At 65.0% G+C, this 19994-nt stretch carries 18 protein-coding genes; 10 read left to right on the forward strand and 8 right to left on the reverse strand.

Translation table 11 applies throughout. The annotated features are described in order from the left end of the window. Positions 1-1993: DNA primase (dnaG, locus tag RBB46_RS12245; RefSeq protein WP_306029274.1), on the reverse strand; the 1993-nt coding region annotated here is incomplete at its 3' end. Between the two features lie 235 nt (positions 1994-2228). Then, positions 2229-2684 carry a GatB/YqeY domain-containing protein gene (locus RBB46_RS12250; protein ID WP_306029276.1) on the reverse strand — a complete coding sequence of 152 codons (456 nt, stop codon included), beginning with the start codon at positions 2682-2684 and terminating at the stop codon, positions 2229-2231. 243 nt (positions 2685-2927) lie between these two features. Here RBB46_RS12250 and carA point away from each other — a divergent pair, with 243 nt between their 5' ends. Continuing rightward, positions 2928-4136, forward strand: coding sequence for a glutamine-hydrolyzing carbamoyl-phosphate synthase small subunit (gene carA / locus RBB46_RS12255; protein ID WP_306029277.1), 1209 nt, complete (start codon positions 2928-2930; stop codon positions 4134-4136). A gap of 112 nt (positions 4137-4248) precedes the next feature. Here the strand turns inward: carA and RBB46_RS12260 are convergent, their stop codons facing one another. Both RBB46_RS12260 and RBB46_RS12265 read right to left on the reverse strand, forming a co-directional pair. Next, the gene (locus RBB46_RS12260; protein WP_306029278.1) at positions 4249-4701 is read right to left on the reverse strand and encodes a MerR family transcriptional regulator; all 453 of its coding nucleotides are present in this window, start codon (positions 4699-4701) and stop codon (positions 4249-4251) included. Positions 4702-5149: 448 nt separating this feature from the next. Continuing rightward, positions 5150-6196 (reverse strand): AraC family transcriptional regulator, encoded by a 1047-nt coding sequence (locus tag RBB46_RS12265; protein WP_306029279.1) that lies wholly within the window; start codon positions 6194-6196, stop codon positions 5150-5152. A gap of 297 nt (positions 6197-6493) precedes the next feature. On the opposite strand from RBB46_RS12265, the gene RBB46_RS12270 reads away from it, so the two are divergent. The 3 genes from RBB46_RS12270 to greA all read left to right on the forward strand — a co-directional run bounded on the left by RBB46_RS12270 (position 6494) and on the right by greA (position 10844). Further along, a complete protein-coding gene (locus RBB46_RS12270; RefSeq protein ID WP_306029280.1) occupies positions 6494-6811 on the forward strand; it encodes a helix-turn-helix transcriptional regulator in 318 nt (105 codons plus the stop codon). 144 nt (positions 6812-6955) lie between these two features. Beyond that, positions 6956-10270 carry a carbamoyl-phosphate synthase large subunit gene (gene carB, locus RBB46_RS12275; protein ID WP_306029281.1) on the forward strand — a complete coding sequence of 1105 codons (3315 nt, stop codon included), beginning with the start codon at positions 6956-6958 and terminating at the stop codon, positions 10268-10270. Between the two features lie 100 nt (positions 10271-10370). Then, positions 10371-10844, forward strand: a complete 474-nt coding sequence (greA, locus tag RBB46_RS12280; protein ID WP_306029282.1) for a transcription elongation factor GreA — start codon at positions 10371-10373, stop codon at positions 10842-10844. Positions 10845-11177: 333 nt separating this feature from the next. On the opposite strand, the gene RBB46_RS12285 is transcribed toward greA, so the two are convergent. Continuing rightward, a complete protein-coding gene (locus tag RBB46_RS12285; protein WP_306029283.1) occupies positions 11178-11786 on the reverse strand; it encodes a TetR/AcrR family transcriptional regulator in 609 nt (202 codons plus the stop codon). Positions 11787-11854: 68 nt separating this feature from the next. Between RBB46_RS12285 and RBB46_RS12290 the strand changes: the two genes are divergently transcribed. Continuing rightward, complete coding sequence (locus RBB46_RS12290; RefSeq protein ID WP_306029284.1) at positions 11855-12388, forward strand: redoxin domain-containing protein; 534 nt, start codon at positions 11855-11857, stop codon at positions 12386-12388. Positions 12389-12404: 16 nt separating this feature from the next. Continuing rightward, on the forward strand, positions 12405-12803 hold the full coding sequence (locus RBB46_RS12295) for a nuclear transport factor 2 family protein (protein ID WP_306029285.1): 399 nt from the start codon (positions 12405-12407) through the stop codon (positions 12801-12803). Positions 12804-13151: 348 nt separating this feature from the next. On the opposite strand, the gene RBB46_RS12300 is transcribed toward RBB46_RS12295, so the two are convergent. Further along, complete coding sequence (locus RBB46_RS12300) at positions 13152-13622, reverse strand: Lrp/AsnC family transcriptional regulator (RefSeq protein ID WP_306029286.1); 471 nt, start codon at positions 13620-13622, stop codon at positions 13152-13154. 175 nt (positions 13623-13797) lie between these two features. Between RBB46_RS12300 and RBB46_RS12305 the strand changes: the two genes are divergently transcribed. The 3 genes from RBB46_RS12305 to RBB46_RS12315 are packed head-to-tail and all read left to right on the forward strand — an operon-like array spanning position 13798 to position 16758. Continuing rightward, a complete protein-coding gene (locus RBB46_RS12305) occupies positions 13798-14823 on the forward strand; it encodes a mitochondrial fission ELM1 family protein (RefSeq protein WP_306029287.1) in 1026 nt (341 codons plus the stop codon). A 19-nt stretch (positions 14824-14842) separates the two neighbouring features. Next, positions 14843-15808: a thioredoxin-disulfide reductase gene (trxB, locus tag RBB46_RS12310; protein ID WP_306029289.1), complete on the forward strand. Its 966-nt coding sequence runs from the start codon at positions 14843-14845 to the stop codon at positions 15806-15808. A 59-nt stretch (positions 15809-15867) separates the two neighbouring features. Continuing rightward, positions 15868-16758, forward strand: coding sequence for a LysR family transcriptional regulator (locus tag RBB46_RS12315; protein WP_306029443.1), 891 nt, complete (start codon positions 15868-15870; stop codon positions 16756-16758). A gap of 505 nt (positions 16759-17263) precedes the next feature. On the opposite strand, the gene RBB46_RS12320 is transcribed toward RBB46_RS12315, so the two are convergent. Further along, positions 17264-18340, reverse strand: coding sequence for an alcohol dehydrogenase family protein (locus RBB46_RS12320; protein WP_306029290.1), 1077 nt, complete (start codon positions 18338-18340; stop codon positions 17264-17266). A gap of 85 nt (positions 18341-18425) precedes the next feature. Here RBB46_RS12320 and RBB46_RS12325 point away from each other — a divergent pair, with 85 nt between their 5' ends. After that, positions 18426-18986 (forward strand): TetR/AcrR family transcriptional regulator, encoded by a 561-nt coding sequence (locus tag RBB46_RS12325; protein WP_306029291.1) that lies wholly within the window; start codon positions 18426-18428, stop codon positions 18984-18986. Here RBB46_RS12325 and msrP read toward each other — a convergent pair. Continuing rightward, on the reverse strand, positions 18977-19939 hold the full coding sequence (msrP, locus tag RBB46_RS12330) for a protein-methionine-sulfoxide reductase catalytic subunit MsrP (protein ID WP_306029292.1): 963 nt from the start codon (positions 19937-19939) through the stop codon (positions 18977-18979). The genes RBB46_RS12325 and msrP overlap by 10 nt on opposite strands. Between the last annotated feature and the right edge of the window lie 55 nt (positions 19940-19994).

Below are 19994 nucleotides of genomic sequence, written 5' to 3' on the forward strand. Positions count from 1 at the left end.
CCGCCGTGCCCGAGAGGATCCCCTGCCCCGTGGTTCCCGTCACCGCGACACGGCCGTTGCGCAGCCCCCGCGCCCGCTCAGCCAGGTCCTGCTCGTCGCGCGCGCATTCCTCGCGCCGGCGGGCGAGATCCTGCGACTGGGCCCGCACCCGCTCCCATTCCGCCTCGTCGAGGCCGTCGCCAAGGGCGCCCATCTCCTCTTCCAGTTCCTGCTCCAGGGTCCGGATCTCGAGCGTATCCAGATAGTGGCAGAAGAGATCCTCGACGAAATCCGCCGGCGGTTCGTGCCGCAGGATCGGCAGGCGCTGCAGCAGGTCGCTGAAGCGCGGCGCGGGACGCGCACCGGCTGTACCCGGCACCTCTCCCCCGTCGAGCGCCTCGGACAGGATCTGGTAGAACCGGTTGTCCAGCGTCTCGAAAAAGCCGCTCACCGGCACGTCCTGCAACTCCGTCGCTATCCGGCACAGCTCGTCACGGAAGCGCGCGTGCAGCGTGTCGCCAAAGCGCGCCTGGCTGACCCGCTCCACGTGCCGCTCGAGCAGATCGGGGTAACGCAGGCAGAGCCCGCAAAGGGTCCGCTCGTTGCCGAAGAGCGAGCTGTCGGGAAGGTCGCCGCCGCGTGCCTGCCCGGACGGGGTCTGGGTTCCTCCCCGCTCCCCCCCCTGGCCCGGTCGGCCACCGCCGCCGGCCATGCGCCGGTCGCGCGCCTGCCGGTAGAACAGATTGGAAAGCCTGAGGCGGATGTCGAGCTGGTAGCCGCGCCGCACGCGTTCGTCGGCTATCGTGCGGACGAGATCGTCGAGCCCCTTTTCCAGCGCCGCGCGCCGCTCGGGCGTGTCGATGCGCGCCGCGTCGACCTCGCGCGACCAAACCACCTCGATCAGCGGCATGGCGCCGGCAAGCTCGCGCGCAAAGGCGGCAACGCCCCCCTCGGCGATCAGGTCGTCCGGGTCCTTGCCGTCGGGCAGGAAGACGAAGCCAAAGGAATATCCGCTCCTTAGCCCCGGCAGGATACGGTCGACGGCACGATGGGCCGCCGACACGCCGGCAGCATCGCCGTCGAAACAGATCACCGGCTCGGGCGCCAACCGCCACAGCCGCCCCACCTGTTCCTCGGTAAAGGCGGTGCCGAGCGCCGCAACCACATTGCCCATGCCCGCCTGCCAGATGGCGATGGCGTCCATGTAGCCCTCGACCACGATCGCTTGGCCGCTCTTGTGGGCAGGCTCGCGGGCGCGGTGGAAGTTGAACACCATCGTTCCCTTATGGAAGAGCGGCGTCTCGGGCGAATTCAGGTATTTCGGCTGTCCGTCGGGATCGAGCGTGCGCCCGCCAAAGGCGATCACCCGGCCGCGCTCGTCCTGGATCGGGATCATCAGCCGGTTGCGGAACCTGTCATAGGTCGGGCGCCCGTCATCGGGGCGAATAATGAGGCCAGCCTCGACCATCGCACCCTCGTCCACCCCCTTGCCCAGCAGATGGCGCTTCAGCGCATCGCGCCCGTTTGGTGCGAAGCCGATTCGGAACTCGCGCAGGGTCTCCGGTTTCAGCCGCCGACGGGCGACATAGGAGCGCGCCTCCTCGCCCCCGGACATGGCCAGCGCATCCTGGAAGAAGCGGGCCGCCATCTCGCAAATATCGGCAAGGCTGGCGCGTTCCGCCGCGCGGGCGGCAGCCTGCGGGTCCGGAGCCGGAAGGGAGACGCCGGCCTGTTCGGCGAGCCGTTCAACGGCCTCGGGAAAGGACAGGCCCTCGGTTTCCGTCAGAAAGCGGAAATGGTCTCCCGACGCCCCACAGCCGAAGCACTTGTAGCGGTTGCGGCGATCGTCGACATGGAAGCTCGGCGACTTCTCCTGGTGGAACGGGCAGCAGGCCCAGAAATCGCCGCGCGCCGGCTGCGACTTGCGCCGATCCCACGAGACGCGGCGCGCCACGATCTCCGACAAGGGAAGCCGGGCACGGATCTCGTCGAGGAGGCCGGGGGTAAATCGCATGGACACTGGTTCCGGGGTAGCCCATTCGGCACGGGGCGAAGGGAACACCATAGCGTCCGCTCCGCCCGCACAACAGGGCTGACTGAAAGGGCGACAAGAGAAGGCCTGCCGGAGAAGGTGGGACGAGTGGTCCCGTTTGGCAATGGGCAGAGAGAGCAGATCTGAGGAGACGGGCCTGAGGAACGGGCCCGAGGGAACCGCAGTGCTGCGCGCCAGTGTCCCGGCCCCTGTCGCATCACTCCGTGCGCAACAGATCCTTCACGACGCAGCTTGCCCGCACGAAGTCCATCTGCCCCGGATAGCGCTCCTTGAGCGCGCTCATGCAGCGGCCCATGTCGCGTAACCCCTTGGCGTTGATGTCGCGGACGATATCCTCGCATGCGTTCTGCATTGCCCGTTCGTCGAACTGGCGCGGCAGGAATTCGTGGATGACCGACATCTCCTCGCGCTCCTGCTCGGCCAGGCCAAGCTGGCCGCTCTCCTCGAAGTCGCGCACGGAAGCCTCGCGCTGGCGAACCATCTTGTTGAGGATTTCCAGGATCTCGGCATCGGGAACGCCATCATGGCCGAGTTCCCTGGAACGCGCATCGCGATCCTTGATTGCCGCGAGAACCAGACGAAGCGTCGCCGCCCGCCGTTTGTCGTCGTTCTCCACGGCGTCTTGCAACGCCGCATCGATACGTTCACGCATGACTTGCCCTGCCATTTGCCCGGATAAACTTGCCGTAGACTGTCGTCCCGCTTCGGAAGATCCCCGAACACCTTTCGCAACCACTTGATTTATATGATGTATTTTTACAACGCCGGTGGTTGACCCTTTTCCGCGCTTACCATAGAGTGCGGCGCGTGACGCACCGTTGACAGTTGAGCCCCTCTCCGTCAAGACGCGTCGAACGCCAAATCATGTCATCGAACCGATCGAGAAAGCAAGACAATGACCGTTGACGTCTGGTCCGCGCCGCCGACCACGGCCGTACTCGTTCTCGCCGACGGGACAGTGATCGAGGGTCGTGGTTTCGGAGCGACCGGCCAGGCCTGTGCCGAAGTCTGCTTCAACACCGCGCTCACCGGTTACGAGGAAATCCTCACCGATCCCTCCTATGCCGGGCAGATCGTGACTTTCACGTTTCCTCATATCGGAAATGTGGGAACGAATGACGAGGATGTCGAGACCGTCAACATGGCGGCGGCTTCCGGCGTGCGCGGCGCGATCGTGCGTGCCGATGTCACGGAACCTGCCAACTACCGCTCGGCCAAGCATTTCGACGCCTGGCTGAAGGCGCGCGGCATCATTGGCCTGTCCGGCATCGACACCCGCGCCCTGACCGCCCTGATCCGCGAGACCGGCGCGGCCAATGCGGTGATCGCCCACAATCCCGACGGCGTTTTCGACATCGAGGCGCTCAAGCACGCGGCGGCGGCCTGGCCAGGCCTCGTCGGCATGGACCTGGCGAAGGACGTCACCTCCTCGCAGAGCTACGGCTGGACCCAGACCCCGTGGGTCTGGGACGAGGGCTACGGTACGCGCGAGGACGGAGAATTCAACGTCGTCGCCATCGACTACGGCATCAAGCGCAACATCCTGCGCCTTCTTACCGACGCTGGCTGCAAGGTCTCCGTGCTGCCGGCGACCGCCACCACCGACGAGGTGATGGCGCGCAAACCCGACGGCATCTTCCTGTCCAACGGACCCGGCGACCCGGCCGCAACCGGCGAATACGCAGTCCCGGTGATCCGCGAACTCGTGGCAACCGGCCTGCCGGTCTTCGGCATCTGCCTTGGTCACCAGATGCTGGCGCTGGCGCTCGGCGGGGAGACCGTGAAAATGCACCAGGGCCATCATGGCGCCAACCACCCGGTTTTCGACCGCACCACGGGAAAGGTCGAGATCACCTCGATGAACCACGGCTTCGCGGTCGACGCCGGGAGCCTGCCGGCAACGGTGGAAGAGACCCACGTCTCGCTCTTCGACGGCTCCAATTGCGGGCTGCGCCTGAAGGATCAGCCGGTCTTTTCCGTACAGTATCACCCGGAAGCCTCGCCCGGCCCGCGCGACAGCCACTACCTGTTCCGCCGCTTCACCAACCTGATGCGCCAGCGCGCCGGTGGCGAGACCATTCCCGAGAAGGCCGAGACCGCCTGACCGCGAAACGCGCCCTTGCTGCGCAATCGCAACCGATCGGGATGATCGGAGAACGAAAAACGCCGCGCTCATCGAGCGCGGCGTTTTTCGTTCAGATCCGCATCAACGCCCGTCAGGCGTCCGGATTGGCCTCGATCAGCCCCTCGAGCGCGGCGACGACGGATGCCGTCTCCTTGGCCTGGGCCTGAAGCTGCTCGAGTTGCTCGCTCAGCAGGTCTTCCTGCCTGGCGCACATCTCCCGCAGCGAACGCAGTTGCGACATGCGGCTGGAACGTCCCTCGAGCAGCGAAATGACCTCGCGAATCTCGACCAGCGTCAGCCCGATGCGCTTTGCCTGCAGGATCACCCGCATGCGCCCGATCTCGCGGGCGCCGTAGAATCGCCGGGCCCCCTTGCGCTCCGGCCGCAAGAGACCTTTTTCCTCATAGAAGCGAAGCGCACGGAGGGTCACCCCGAACGTCTCGGCCATCTCCGCGATGGAGAGACGCGCCTCGGTTCCACCCTCGACCAGAATAGGCCCCGCCAGATCCGGTCCAAAAGCAGCAGTCCTGGAAAGTTCCGTCATATCCGTATCCGTATTTCCCGATAGAACGGCGCGGCCCGGAACGCGCACAACGCTGCGAACTATGCCACCGCGACGCGAACGGGGCCTTCTCTTCGCGCGCCATTTTTTTATCCCTACGTTCATTTTATCGAAAAACACGTTCGGAAATGAAAAACGCGAAGCAACCACCCGGTCAAAAAAATTTCCGCAATTGAAGATCATCTCGTATCACTATCCGATATAGTCAATTCTAAACTTTTTACATCAAATCAACATGGAGATAACATCTGTCAATTGCTCTGTATAAACTGAAAACAGACAGACATTTATGAATATCTCCCCGGAATCGGCGACCCCAAGGGAAGTTTTAGGCCTAAAGTATAGTGCCCATGAGGAAGGGGAGACAGGACAAATGCCATCCAGGCGACCGCCCGACGGCCTGCCCGGACGTTTTCCGGCAGGTTCTTGTCTAAACCACAGCCACCCGGCTCTGCCGGCATTCGCTTGGCGGCCGACCGAACCAGCGCCGCGCGGCGCGGGAGAAGTTCCCGACCGCCGAAAACCCGAGGCGGAAGGCAATCTCCGATACGGCAAGGTCGGTATGGGCGAGATAGTCGGCAGCCATGCGCCGGCGAACCCCGTCATGAAGATTGTGGAAGGTCCGCTCGCGCTCGGCCAGACGCCGCTGCAGCACGCGCACGCTCATGCCCAAATCGCGCGCCACCTCGGCGATGGTCAGGCCGGGATCGGCGATCCGCTCGGCGATCACATCGCTTACCAGGGACGCAAAGTCCTCCGCCCGGCGGCGGTCGTCGAGACGGCGCCGGTTCAGTTCGCACAGCGCCGCGAACAGGTCGTCGTCGCGCAGCGGATTGCTGCCCCCGCCCTCCTCAACCCGGAACCGCAAGGCATTGCGCTCGGCGGCAAAGCGCACCGGTGCGCCATAGAACAGGTCGTGACGCGAGACGTTCATCGGACGCGGGCGGGCCAGGTGGATCTCGAGCGGCCGCACGCTTGCCCCTCCGATACGCATCATCCGGCTGAAGATCTTGCTCGTCACCCGGTCGTTCAGTTGGTCCCTGCAGACCAATTCCGGCGAAAACGCGAAGCAAAGCGTAGCATCCGGGCCATCGAACTCCGCCCGGATCTCCGTCACATCAACGACGATGCGCATGAAACGCGCGCTCATCTGCAGGGCCGCGCGGAAGTCGGGAGCATGACGAAGCGCCAGCGACACCGTGTCCTCCGGCCCCGGCCCCAGCGCGCGGGTCCAGCCCAGACCGAACGTGTCGTCGTCGGCAAGCCTGCTGGCCGCCTCCAGGGCGCTGGCATGCGCCCGCAGGCTGATATGCCCGCCGAGCGAGGCCTGGGCGCTCTCGCCGTCGAGCCCGCTCTCTCGCAGCACCGTGTCGAACGGCACGCCGCACAGCCGACAATAGTCCGCGAGCCCGACCTGGGCGCGCGAATGAATGAGCAGCGTATCCACTGACGCAGGGACATCGAATCTGGCGAGCATGGACATACGGTCCGTTCAAGGATCCGGCCGGTGCCGGAACGAGATTACTCCACCATCCGGAGCAGGAGGAGATGTTACAAGAAAATGTCGGCAATATGTAAGTTCGGCGGAGCCGCGCAACAGGGGGCCCTTCGCGGTTTCCCTCATCACGATTAACGCCGGCGCCGCCGCGGCGCATCGCCGTTTGACTTTCTCGCTCGCCCGTTGGATCTAGGCATGCGCACAGATTGCGTCTTGCCTGATGCCCTTCCCCGGTGCCGGGGGAATCGGCGGCAGGCTCACGAAGAAGGTCATCACATGAAAAAGCCTCAGACACCGGAACCGGCCACCGAGGAAGGCATGACACCGGAACGGTTCCGCCAGTGGCGAAAGTCGCTGGGCCTGAAGCAGAAGGATGCCGCCGACATCCTCGGCCTGAAGAAGCGGATGATCCAGTACTACGAGAAAGGCGACCGCAACGGGCGACCCGTCGAGATCCCGAAATCGGTCCGCCTCGCCTGCTATGCGCTCGCCATCGGCATCGGCGATTTCGACGGCGCGCGGCCGATTGCACTCGACATGCCGGACCTTGCACCCGCCGCGCCGGCCCGGCCCGCTGTCGCCGTCGTCGATTAGGTACGGAACAAAGCGCGGATGGGGTTTCGCCGCCCGCGCTTTTTCCCTATAAGGCGCGCTCAGCCGAACACGTTACCGATACCGACCTCCTCGCCCCTGTTTCGCGCGCCGCGCGAAAGGGCGACGCCGAGCCGCGAGCCCAGAATGCCCAAACGCACAGACATCTCTTCCATCCTGATCATCGGGGCAGGACCGATCATCATCGGTCAGGCCTGTGAATTCGACTATTCGGGAACCCAGGCCTGCAAGGCCCTGCGCGAAGAGGGCTATCGCACCATCCTCGTGAATTCGAATCCGGCGACGATCATGACCGATCCGGATCTCGCCGACGCGACCTATATCGAGCCGATCACACCGGAGATCGTCGCCAAGATCATCGAGAAGGAGCGCCCCGACGCGCTGCTGCCGACGATGGGCGGACAGACCGCGCTGAACTGCGCGCTGTCCCTGCGCAAGATGGGCGTGCTGGAAAAATACGGCGTGCAGATGATCGGCGCCACCGCCGAGGCGATCGACAAGGCCGAGGACCGCGAGCAGTTCCGCGAGGCGATGGCCCGGATCGGGCTGGAGACGCCGCGCTCGCGCCTTGCCCATTCGCTTGGCGAGGCACTCGACGCGCTCGACGACATCGGCCTTCCGGCGATCATCCGCCCCTCCTTCACGCTCGGCGGCACCGGCGGCGGCATCGCCTACAACCGCGAGGAATATCTCGACATCATCGAGCGAGGCATCGATGCCTCGCCGACGAACGAAGTGCTTGTCGAGGAATCGGTGATCGGCTGGAAGGAGTACGAGATGGAGGTCGTCCGCGACAAGGCGGACAACTGCATCATCATCTGCTCGATCGAGAACATCGACCCGATGGGTGTCCATACCGGCGATTCGATCACCGTCGCGCCGGCTCTGACCCTGACCGACAAGGAATACCAGATCATGCGCGACGCGAGCCTCGCGGTGCTGCGCGAGATCGGTGTCGAGACGGGTGGTTCCAACGTCCAGTTCGCGGTCAATCCGGAAAACGGCCGGCTGATCGTCATCGAGATGAACCCGCGCGTGTCGCGCTCCTCTGCGCTCGCCTCCAAGGCAACCGGCTTCCCGATCGCCAAGGTCGCGGCGAAGCTTGCCGTCGGCTACACGCTCGACGAGCTTGAGAACGACATCACCGGCGGCGCGACGCCGGCCTCCTTCGAGCCGTCGATCGACTATGTCGTCACCAAGATCCCGCGCTTTGCCTTCGAGAAGTTCCCCGGCGCCGAACCGATCCTGACCACCGCGATGAAGTCGGTCGGCGAGGTCATGGCCATCGGCCGTACCTTCGCCGAGAGCCTGCAGAAGGCGCTGCGCGGCCTGGAGACCGGTCTCAGCGGCCTTGACGAGGTCGAGATCCCCGGCCTTGGCCAGAACGACGACAAGAACGCCATTCGCGCCGCCCTCGCCTCGCCCACGCCCGACCGGCTGCTGAAGGTCGCCCAGGCCTTCCGTCTCGGCACCGAGCTGGAGCAGGTTTATCGCTCCTGCCATATCGACCCGTGGTACCTGCGCCAGATCCAGGCGATCGTCGAGTTGGAAGAGAAGGTGCGCGCCCACGGGCTGCCGCAGACCACCGAGGCACTGCGCTCGCTCAAGGCGATGGGCTTCGCCGACGCGCGCCTCGCCTCGCTCGCAGGCCTCGAGGAAAGCGACGTCAGGAAGCTGCGCCAGCGCCTCGACGTGCATCCGGTCTACAAGCGCATCGACACATGCGCGGCCGAGTTCGCCTCGCCGACCGCCTACATGTACTCGACCTACGAGACCCCCTTCGCCGGGCAGTTGGCCGACGAGGCGCGCCCCAGCTCGCGCAACAAGGTGGTCATCCTCGGCGGCGGTCCGAACCGGATCGGCCAGGGCATCGAGTTCGACTATTGCTGCTGTCATGCCGCCTTCGCGCTGCAGGATGCCGGCTTCGAAACCATCATGATCAACTGCAACCCGGAGACCGTCTCGACCGACTACGACACGTCGGACCGGCTCTATTTCGAGCCGTTGACGGACGAGGACGTGCTGGAGGTCATCCGCACCGAGCAGCAGAACGGCACGCTGCACGGTGTCATCGTCCAGTTCGGCGGCCAGACGCCGCTGAAGCTCGCCCAGGCGCTGGTCGAGGCGGACGTGCCGATCCTGGGCACCTCGCCCGACATGATCGACCTGGCCGAGGACCGCGACCGCTTCCAGAAGCTGCTGCAGCGCCAGGGCCTGAAGCAGCCGCAGAACGGCATCGCCTATTCGGTCGAGCAGAGCCGGCTCGTCGTCGCCGATCTCGGCCTGCCGCTGGTGGTGCGTCCCTCCTACGTGCTCGGCGGCCGGGCGATGCAGATCATTCGCGACGAGGATGCGCTCAACGCCTACCTGCTCGGCACCCTGCCGGAGCTGGTTCCCGGCGACGTGCGCGCCCGCTACCCCAATGACAAGACCGGCCAGATCAACACGGTTCTGGGCAAGAACCCGCTGCTTTTCGACCGTTACCTGGACGGCGCCATCGAGGTTGATGTCGACGCGCTCGCCGATGGCAAGGACGTCTTCGTCTGCGGCATCATGGAGCACATCGAAGAGGCTGGCATCCATTCCGGCGACAGCGCCTGCTCGTTGCCGCCCTATTCGCTCTCGGGCGAGATGATCGCCGAACTGACCCGCCAGACCGAGGTTCTGGCCAGGGCGCTCGGCGTCGGCGGGCTGATGAACGTCCAGTTCGCCATCCGCAACGGCGAGATCTTCGTGCTCGAGGTCAACCCGCGCGCCTCGCGCACCGTGCCCTTCGTCGCCAAGACGATTGGCGAGCCGATCGCCAAGATCGCCGCCCGCGTCATGGCCGGCGAGCCGCTCGCCTCCTTCGGCCTGACCACGAAGACGCTCGACCATGTGGCGGTAAAGGAGGCGGTCTTCCCCTTCGCCCGCTTCCAGGGCGTCGACACGGTGCTCGGCCCCGAAATGCGCTCCACCGGCGAGGTGATGGGCCTCAACGGCACGTTCGAGGTCGCCTTCGCCAAGTCGCAGCTGGGCTCGGGCACCCGCGTGCCGACAAGCGGCACGGTCTTCGTATCGGTCCGCGACGCCGACAAGGAACGCGTCCTCGACCCGATCCAGCGCCTTGTAAAGACTGGCTTCCGGATCATCGCCACGCACGGGACCCAGACCTTCCTGCAGGAGCGCGGAATTTCCTGCGACAAGGTCAACAAGGTGCTTGAAGGCCGGCCTCACATCGTCGATGCTATCAAGAACGGAGAGGTTCAGCTCGTCTTCAACACGACCGAAGGCGCGCAGGCACTGTCCGACAGCAGGTCGCTGCGCCGCGCCGCATTGCTGCACAAGGTCCCCTACTACACGACCTTGGCAGGGGCGATTGCGGCGGCAAAGGGGATCGAGGCCTACGCTTCGGGCAACCTTGAAGTGGTTCCGTTGCAGGCCTATTTCACGAAGGCCTGATTATCCTGAACGTTCCGGCAGGGGACTTCCCGGCCGGACGTCTGTGTTTTTGACGCGCGCCGCCAACGAGTGGCGCGCGAAGCGAAAGGGTCGAGGACCTATGGAAAAAGTTCCGATGACAAGCGCTGGCTACGCCATGCTCGAGAAGGAACTGAAGCAGCGGACGTCGGAAGAGCGGCCGCGCATCATCCAGGCGATTGCCGAGGCACGCGCCCATGGCGACCTGTCGGAAAACGCCGAGTATCATGCCGCCAAGGAGCAGCAGAGCCTCAACGAGGGCCGCATCGGCGAGCTTGAGGACAAGCTCGGCCGGGCCGAGGTCATCGACGTCACCAAGCTCTCCGGCGATACGATCAAGTTCGGCGCCACGGTCACCCTCATCGACGAGGACACCGAGGAAGAGAAGAAATACATGATCGTCGGCGACGTCGAGGCGGACGTGAAGCTCGGCCGCATCTCGATCTCCTCGCCGATCGCAAGGGCGCTGATCGGCAAGGCCACCGGCGACAGCGTCGAGGTCACCGCGCCGGGCGGCGCGCGCGCCTACGAGATCATCAACGTCAGCTTCGGCTGACGACGCGCGCGACAATCTCGAACAAATTCGAACAGTTTTCTGCGCAAAATTGATTCATTTTTTTTCGAAATTGTACGTTTCTTTTTTCGCCCGGACGGCAACGTCCGGGCGTTGCCGTCTCTGCCCGGAGATGACACGGGGCCGCTCCGCCGGTGCCCGGCGCTTGTCGCCGCCTTGCACTTGTCCCCGCTTCCCGATGGCAACTATCCCCGCGGCGCAGGCCCCGCCCGCGCCGCCGCGCCGGAAGACTTTTCCCCGCCCCTCGCTCGCCATGCGATGATACGCGGAAGCTGTCATGCGACACGGCGGCTTCAACGTCCGGCTTCGAACCGCTCAGTGCGAGAGCAGCATCCTGACCCGGTCGGCGATCTGCTCCCGCATGCGGTCGCTGGACCAGCCCGCACGGCCCCGGAACATGTAGCCCTGGCGAAGGTCGAAGAGCAGCGCTGCCCGCTCCTTCGAGGGGAAGGTCGGCGGCAATGTGCCCTTCTCCACTTCCCGGTCGAAGCGCTTGACCAGCCGCTTCTCCGTGTCGGCGATGGCAGTTTTCACACGCTCCGCGACGCCCTCGACCTGACCGACGGACGCCACGACGCTTGACGCGAGAAAGCACCCCGTCGCACCGCTTTCATGCTCCGCGGCGGAGCGGATGACTTCCGAGAAGAAGGCATGAAGCGCCTTCTCGATGTCCTCTTCGCTTTCCAGGGCCACAAGCGGCGCGCAAGCATCCGCCTCGCAATAGTGGTCGATCGTGCTGAGATACAGGCCGCGCTTGTCGCCAAAGGCCGCATAGAGACTTGGCCCCGTGATCCCCATGGCACTGGTCAGGTCGCGCATGGAGGCGCCGTCGTAGCCCTTCTCCCAGAAGACGAACATCGCCTTGAGCAGCGCCTCGTCATAGTCGAAGTTCCGGGGTCGGCCAATTTTTTTTGTAACGTTCAATATATATTCCTTGACGCTGTCCGGCCCACGCCTTTATGTATCGATCAATATATAAAGGACTGCACGAAATGACCAGCAGAAAACTCGCCGCCGGTTCGGTGTTTCCGGCGATTAGCCTTCCTGTGCTCGGTGGCGGCAGGCGCGACATATCGAAGCCGCGCGACGGCCTCGACTGGATGCTCGTGATTGTCTATCGCGGCAAGCACTGTCCGCTCTGCACGACATACCTGCGGGAGCTCGATGCGACCCTTTCCGACCTGAACGCGCTCGGCGTGGACGTGATTGCGGTCTCGGCCGACAACCAGCCCCGCGCCGCCGCCCAGATGGAGGAGGTGTCGCCGCGCTTCGACGTGGCCTACGGCCTGACGGTTCCTCAGATGCAGGAACTCGGCCTGTACGTTTCAGGTCCGCGCAACGGGATGGATGTCGAGACCCCGTTCGCCGAACCGGGCCTTTTCGTCATCGACGAGACCGGCGCACTGCAGATCACCGACATCTCGAACGTCCCCTTTTCACGACCCGACCTGGAGTGGATTGCCAAGGGCATCGGCTTCCGGCGGGGACCGATGAAAAACGCCCCGATCAACGGCACTTTCGCCTGAACCCCAAGGAGACAGCATGACCGAAAGAACGGAAGCCGCACTGCGCGCGCGGATCGACGAGTTGATGAAAGCCGGCGTCAGCGCCGACATGAAGACGCTCGACGGCATCTACCACGACGACATCGTCGTGATGGACCTCAGCATCGACGGACGCCTGGTAACCCTGACCAAGACGGACTTCATGTCCATGCTGGAGCAGACCTTCAGGGGCAAGAACCCGGCCGACCACATGTGGGCCAAAATCCACAGCGTCACCGTGTCCGGCGACCGGGGGCATGTGCTGATTTCGCGAAAGATCCCGGTCGGCGGCCCGAACATGATGATCGACCTCAGCATCGACTTCATTTTCGAGGACGGACGCTGGCAGGTGACCCGCGAGGTGAACTTCAGCCGGCCGGACGCGGCCGCCGCCTGAGCGGATTTACGCGCACAGGGGGGAGGCATGGTCCGTGCCTCCCCGACAGGCTGTCGATGCACCGTTGGCGTGAAGCAGTCGTGGCGGCAGGCGACCGGACGGCGCACCGCGCTCATGCCGTCATCCCGGCCAAGCGTCAGCGCAGAGCCGGGATCCATTGGCAGCCTGAGCAGGCATGAGGGCTCTCACTGGATGCGGCAGACGTTAAGCCCTTCGCCGCCCCTGGGCCGGAGCGAAACGCGGGCTCCCTGCCCGGATCGATCGCGCTCTGGGAACGAATGGGCCCCGGGTCGCGGCTTCGCCTTGCCCGGGGTGACGCGCGGAGGATGGGGCCGGGTTCGTCCCCCCTCACTCCTTCATCGGCACGACCGGGTCGTTCTTGGTCTGGCGGATGGTAAGGGCCGTGCGGACACTGTCGACATTGGGCGTCGCGGTGAGTTCGCGGATGATGAAGTTCTGGAAGGCCTGCAGGTCCGGCACCACGCATTTGAGCAGAAAATCGACCTCGCCCGACAGCATGTAGCTTTCGCGCACTTCCGGCCAGCTCTTCACCTTCTCCTCGAAGGCATTGAGATCGCCTTCCGTCTGCGAATGCAGGCCGACCATGGCGAAGGCGGTGACTTCGTAGCCAAGCTGCTTTTCATCAAGCAGGGTGCGGTAGCCGGTGATCAGCCCGGCTTCTTCCAATGCGCGGACGCGGCGCAGGCAGGGCGGCGCGGAAATGCCGACGCGGCGCGCCAGCTCCACATTGGTGATGCGGCCATCCGCCTGCAGCTCTTTCAGAATGTGCCAATCAATCGCATCGAGGCGGATTTTCACGCTGGTCTCCTTCGCCAATCGCTGGCACAGACGCGCAAGGGCTCGCGGACAGGCGCGCCGGACGGGAGGGTCCGGGCGGACAAGCGCGACTCGGCCACACGCGTCGTGCCGTTCGTACCCTAGGCCCTTATGATTTTTTACCGAAACCTGCAATAGTATAACAACAATCGCCGCCATGAAGAAACATCAGGAAAGCCCACTGATCGCCAAGCCCGACATGAAGACGCTCAGCGCCTGGATCGTCACCGACGGCAAGGCCGGCGACGAGATGCAATGCATCGCCGTGGCCGAGGCGCTGGGGCTTGCCTTCGAGCTGCGACGGGTGGCACCGCGCGCGCCCTGGTCCTGGGCGATGCCGCGCGGGCCGATCGACCCGCGCGAGGCCCCGGACCGGCCGCAAAGCCCGATCGCCCCGCCCTTTCCCGACATCGCGATTGCTTCCGGCCGGCGCGCCGTCGCCTATCTGAAGCGGATCAGGCGCGACAGCTGTGGGCGCACCTTCACCGTGTTCCTGAAGGACCCGCGCACGGGCGCGAAGGCCGCCGATTTCATCTGGGTGCCCGAACACGACCGCCTGCGCGGCGACAACGTCATCGTCACGCCCGCCGGCCCGCACCGGCATTCGGCGGCGAAACTGGCGGAGGCGCGCAAGGCCCCCTGGCCCCAGATCGCGGCGCTCGGGCATCCGCGCGTTGCCGTGCTCGTCGGCGGCGACAGCCGCAACCACAGTTTCCGCGCGCAGGACATTGCCCGCTTCGCCGACGGGCTGCGGCATTTTGCTGCCGAGGGCGCGCAATTGATGATCACCACCTCGCGGCGCACCCCGCCGGCGCTGAAGGATGTCCTTCGCGAGATCGCGGCGCAAGGCCCGCATCTTTTGTGGAGCGGAGAGGGAGAAAACCCGCTCCTGCAATATCTTGCCAATGCGGATGCGGTGGTGGCGACCGCCGACAGCGCCAACATGGTCGGCGAGGCGCTGGCAACCGGCCGCGCGGTCCATGTTTTCCACCCGCAGGGCGGTCACCGAAAATTTGATGCGTTTATGGCGGGATTGGTGGGAACGAACGCCGTGCACCCCTTTCCCGGACCGCTTAAAGTGACTACCTACGATCCGGTCGATTCCACGCCGGAGATCGCCGAGGCGATCCGGCGGCGTCTGGAGGCGCACCGGACGGCGCGCGCGCGGACACCGCAGGGCTGAGCATGCAAGGAAAGAAGCGATGGCAGAAGAGCACCACAAACTCCTGATTGTCGGCTCCGGCCCGGCCGGCTACACCGCCGCCGTCTATGCCGCGCGCGCCATGCTGGAGCCGGTGCTGATCACGGGCATCCAGCCCGGCGGCCAGCTCACCATCACCACGGAAGTGGAGAATTATCCCGGCTTCGCCGATCCGATCCAGGGCCCCTGGCTGATGGAGGAGATGCGCAAGCAGGCGGAAAATGTCGGCACGCGGATCGTCTATGACACGATTCTCGAGGCCGACCTTTCGGTGCGCCCCTTTCGCCTGACCGGTGACAGCGGCACCGTTCACACCTGCGACGCGCTCATCATCGCCACCGGCGCCCAGGCCAAGTGGCTGGGCATCCCGACCGAACAGGAATTCATGGGCGCGGGCGTCTCGGCCTGCGCCACCTGCGACGGCTTCTTCTATCGCGGCAAGGAAGTCATCGTGGTCGGCGGCGGCAACACCGCCGTCGAGGAGGCGCTGTATCTTGCCAACCTCGCCTCCAAGGTGACCGTGGTCCATCGCCGCGACAGCTTCCGCGCCGAAAAGATCCTGCAGGAGCGCCTGGCGCGCAACGACAAGATCGAGGTGATCTGGGACAGCACCGTCGAAGCCGTGCTGGGTGGCGGCATGCCCAAGGCGGTCACCGGCGCGCGGCTGAGAAACGTTCACACGGGCGAGACCCGCGATGTTGCCGCCGACGGCTTCTTCGTCGCCATCGGCCACGCCCCGGCGGTGGAACTGTTCAAGGACCAGCTGAAGATGAAGCCCTCGGGCTACATCTGGACGGCGCCCGACAGCTCGATGACGTCGATCCCCGGCGTCTTCGCGGCCGGCGACGTGACCGACGAGATCTACCGCCAGGCGGTGACGGCGGCGGGCATGGGCTGCATGGCGGCCCTTGAAAGCGAACGCTTTCTTGCCGAACATGAGATTGCGGAAGCGGAAGCCGCCGAATAGGCTAGGCTGCAACACGCCTCGGCGGGAGCCGACACGAACACATAGAGGGCGCCGTGCCGCTGGACTGGGACAAATTGCGGATCTTCCATGCGGCGGCGCAGGCCGGCAGCTTCACGCATGCCGGCGACACGCTGAACATGAGCCAGTCCGCGGTCAGCCGGCAGGTGAGCGCGCTTGAGCACGATCTCAAGGTGCCGCTCTTCCACCGGCACGCGCGCGGCCTGCTCCTGACCGAGCAGGGTGAGGTGCTCTACCGTACCGCGCGCGAGGTGTTCATGAAGCTGGAGGCGGCGCAGGCGCGCCTCACCGACAGCCGCGAAAAACCCTCCGGCGTACTCAGGATCACCACCACGGTCGGCCTCGGCTCGACCTGGCTGACCCAGCGCCTCAACGAGTTCGTCGATCTCTATCCGGAGATGGAACTGCGGCTGATCTTCGACGACGACGAGCTGGACCTTGGCATGCGCGAGGCCGATGTTGCCATCCGCCTGCGCCAGCCGACCCAGCCGGACCTGATCCAGCGCAAGCTGTTCACCGTGCATTTTCATCTCTACGCGGCGCCCGGCTACATCCAGCGCTTCGGCGCGCCGAAGTCGATGAACGATCTCGACGGCCACCGAATCATCACCTTCGGCGAGCAGGCCCCGCCCTATCTGCGCGACATGAACTGGCTGGAAACGGCCGGCCTGCCGCTTGGCGAGAGCCGCCGCTGCGTGCTGCGGATCAACAACGTGGTGGCGATCAAGCGGGCCGTTCAGCGCGGCATCGGCATCGCCATCCTGCCGGACTACATCAACGAGGACGGTTCCGGTCTCGTGCAGCTGATGCCCGAGGCGGAAGTGCCAAGCTTCGACACCTATTTCGTCTATCCCTCGGAATTGAAGAACACCGCGCGCATTGCCGTCTTCCGCGACTTCCTGCTGTCCAAGGCCGAGCGCTGGACCTTCTGAACGCAGGTTCCCCAAGGCGCCCGGCGCTTCCCGAGAAAGCATTCGCTCCCCGCGATATTGCGTCGCACATTGCACAGGCAATGCGCGGCCATGCGCGAAAACGCGTCCCCGGGCACGGAAGAAGGTCGTCATGCGACCCCTGTAATTCGCGTGAGACATGCTTTGGAAGCGGGCAGAGCGCCTTCGCTTCAGCCACATCGCGGTGTCCGGCGAGGCAAAGATGACGCAGCGCGCGGCGTGGTCCCCGTTTTTTGCATAGCAGACTTGCGCGACTGCATCTTGCATAGGCACGTTGTGCACTGCATATAAGCAACAGGCTGTTGGTCTGCTTCGTCGCTACCTCCTCCCAGCGACGTCTGATGCGACCAGCTGTTCCCCTCTGGAAGGTGATTGCGCCACCGATGGTGGCAAAATCAAATAACTGCCGGGCCTTGTGCCCGGCATTTTTTTTGGTCTTCCGGAACCTTCGCGGCTGCCGAAACGGTTCTCCTGCCCCCGCTGCGTCTCACTCCCGGACCGAAAGACAGATCTTGCCGACATGGGCCTTCGACAGGAACGCTTCCTGGGCGATGCGCAGGTCTCGCAGCGGATAGGTCCTCGCGACCACCGGGCGGATTTCACCCGCCTCGATATAGCGGACAAGATCAGTGAAGACGCTGGCCGGCTGGTGGGTGCAGCCGAAGAAGGCAAGGTCCCGCAGATAAAGCGTGCGCAGGTCCAGTTCCACGATGGGGCCCGCGATCGCGCCGGCCGTCACGTAGCGCCCGCCCGGACGCAAGGCCTCGATCAGCCCCGGCCAGCTCGCGCCGCCGACAAGGTCGAGAACCACGTCGAACGCCTGCGCGGGAGGCTCCGCCTCGCGTGCCAGCACCTCGTCGGCACCAAGTTCGCGAAGCGCATCCGCCTTCTGCAGGCTGCTCACGGCGGTGACATGGGCGCCGCGACGCCGGCTTAGCTGAATCGCGGCGGAACCGACTCCGCCCGATGCTCCCGTCACCAGCACCCGCTCCGCCCCAAGCCCGACCCTCTGGATCATCCCCTCGGCCGTGGAGAACGCGCAGGGAAACGAGGCCAGCTCCACATCCGAAAGATCCGACTGCACGGCAACCGCATCCTCGGCCGCAACGCAGGTATACTCGGCGAAAGCGCCGTCGCGTTCGGACCCGAAAGTCGACGCACCGACCCCCGTATCCGCATCGGCGACCACCTGGACGGCTCGAACGAGCACCCTCTCGCCCACCCTTGCGGCAGGCACGCCAGCGCCGACCGCAAGGATCTCGCCGCAGCAGTCAGCTCCCTGGATGCGGGGAAACGACAGCGCCGCGCCGGACCAGCCTCCGTCCTTCCCCACCAGATCGCCGTAACCGTCCGCCGCGCCCGAGGCGGTATCGCCCCGCACGGCCTTTGAATACCAACCCGTACGCGTGTTGACGTCGGTATTGTTGAGCGCGGCGGCGCCGACCCGGATCAGCACCTCACCGGCCTGCGGAACAGGCACCGGCAGATCCTCGCGCCATTCCAGCTTGTCCAGCCCGCCATGGCCGGTCAGAACCACGCCATTCATCGTCTCGGGGATCGTCATCCTTGCCGCCTTCCTTCAGGTAGAATAAACACTCTACTTGCACAGGTAGAACGATCTCTCTACATCGTCAAGCATGACGGACACGATGACGAGGATTGCGGCGGGACTGGAGGGCGCCTTTGCGCGCCAGGGCTTTGCGGTGCCAAGCGTGGAGGACCTGCGCGACGCTGCAGGGGTGAGCCTGCGCACGCTCTACAAATATGCCCCCTCACGCGACCGGATGGTTCGTATCGCCCTTGAGCATCGCCATCGTCGCTATCTCGACCATGTCTTTACGGACCTGCCGGCAAGCCATGAGGCGGCGCTCACAGCCTTGATCGAGCGTATCGGTCTGTGGATGGAGCGCGAAACCTCCCACGGATGCCTGTTCCATGCCGCCGTGGCGGCGAACCCGGACGACAAGCAACTTGTTGCCCTGCTTGAGCGGCACAAGTCGGACATGGCGGAACGCGCGGCCGAGGCAACAGGGCTTGCCCGTCGGAAAACAGAGCTGATGCTTGTCATCGAGGGCCTGACGCAAAGCTGGCCGCTCTACAGGGAACAGGCAACGGCCAGTGCCAGGACCCTGGTCATGGCGCTTTGGCGCCTTGAGCAGGACACCGGGAGCGCTGAACGCCAGGACGCCTCCCCGCCCCCTCACATGTAGAGCTTCTCGCCCTCCATCCCCTTGTAGAGGTCGGCGACATAATCGCCGTAGCCGTTGAAGAGCTGCGTCGGCACGCGGTTGCCGCTCGGCAGCAACTGCTCGCTCGCCTGGCTCCAGCGCGGGTGGGGAACCTCCGGGTTCACATTCGCCCAGAAGCCGTATTCGGCCGCCTGTACCTCCTCCCAGAAGCTCACCGGACGTTCCTCGGTGAAGGAGAAGCGGGTGATCGACTTGATCGACTTGAACCCGTATTTCCACGGCACGGCGAGGCGCAGCGGCGCGCCGAACTGCTTGGCCAGCGGCTTGCCGTAAACACCGGTCACCAGGAAGGCCAGCTCGTTGGTCGCCTCGGCGATGGTCAGCCCCTCGACATAGGGCCAGGGGTACCAGGAGGCACGCTGGCCGCTGGCCGTGTCCGGGTCGAGGAAGGTTTCCATGCGCAGGTATTTCGCCCCCGCCTTGGGGGCCGCAAGCCGCACCAGTTCCGCCAGCGGAAAGCCCGTCCACGGCACCGCCATCGCCCATGCCTCGACGCAGCGCAACCGATAGAGCCGTTCCTCAAGGCTCACCTTCTTCAACAGGTCGTCGATACCGATGGTCTGCGGATTGTCGCAGAGCCCGTCGATCTGCACCTCCCAGGGTCGGATCTTCAGCGCCTGCGCCGCCGAGGCGATCTGCTTGTGCGAGCCGAACTCGTAGAAATTGTTGTACATCGAGGTCACCTTCTCGGGGGTGATCTCCCGGTCGAGGGTGAACGCCTCGTTGCGGCTCGCAGGATAGAGTGAGGCGCTCGGGTCTTCCTCCGCAAAGGCCGGGCGCGAAAAACCGCCACCGGCGAGAAGCGCGCCAGCGCCTGCAAGTCCGGCGATCACCGAGCGCCGGTTGAAGAAGACGGCCTCGGGCGTCGCCTCGGATTCAGGCAGCTCCCAGCCGCGCTTGCGAATGATGTTCATTGCGTCCTCTCCCGCTTCATGCCTGCCGTCCTGAAGGTTTCCGCGCCGACACATG

Source organism: Stappia sp. MMSF_3263 (assembly GCF_030733745.1).
Lineage (GTDB): Bacteria > Pseudomonadota > Alphaproteobacteria > Rhizobiales > Stappiaceae > Stappia.

Coding starts and splice junctions, on each gene's coding strand:
- RBB46_RS12265 (WP_306029279.1), bottom strand. CDS start 6,196: ATGCTCGCCAGATTCGATGTCCCTGCGTCAGTGGATACGCTGCTCATT.
- carA (WP_306029277.1), top strand. CDS start 2,928: ATGACCGTTGACGTCTGGTCCGCGCCGCCGACCACGGCCGTACTCGTT.
- RBB46_RS12325 (WP_306029291.1), top strand. CDS start 18,426: ATGACGAGGATTGCGGCGGGACTGGAGGGCGCCTTTGCGCGCCAGGGC.
- RBB46_RS12290 (WP_306029284.1), top strand. CDS start 11,855: ATGACCAGCAGAAAACTCGCCGCCGGTTCGGTGTTTCCGGCGATTAGC.
- RBB46_RS12320 (WP_306029290.1), bottom strand. CDS start 18,340: ATGACGATCCCCGAGACGATGAATGGCGTGGTTCTGACCGGCCATGGC.
- greA (WP_306029282.1), top strand. CDS start 10,371: ATGGAAAAAGTTCCGATGACAAGCGCTGGCTACGCCATGCTCGAGAAG.
- RBB46_RS12260 (WP_306029278.1), bottom strand. CDS start 4,701: ATGACGGAACTTTCCAGGACTGCTGCTTTTGGACCGGATCTGGCGGGG.
- msrP (WP_306029292.1), bottom strand. CDS start 19,939: ATGAACATCATTCGCAAGCGCGGCTGGGAGCTGCCTGAATCCGAGGCG.
- trxB (WP_306029289.1), top strand. CDS start 14,843: ATGGCAGAAGAGCACCACAAACTCCTGATTGTCGGCTCCGGCCCGGCC.
- RBB46_RS12270 (WP_306029280.1), top strand. CDS start 6,494: ATGAAAAAGCCTCAGACACCGGAACCGGCCACCGAGGAAGGCATGACA.
- RBB46_RS12305 (WP_306029287.1), top strand. CDS start 13,798: ATGAAGAAACATCAGGAAAGCCCACTGATCGCCAAGCCCGACATGAAG.
- RBB46_RS12250 (WP_306029276.1), bottom strand. CDS start 2,684: ATGCGTGAACGTATCGATGCGGCGTTGCAAGACGCCGTGGAGAACGAC.
- carB (WP_306029281.1), top strand. CDS start 6,956: ATGCCCAAACGCACAGACATCTCTTCCATCCTGATCATCGGGGCAGGA.
- RBB46_RS12295 (WP_306029285.1), top strand. CDS start 12,405: ATGACCGAAAGAACGGAAGCCGCACTGCGCGCGCGGATCGACGAGTTG.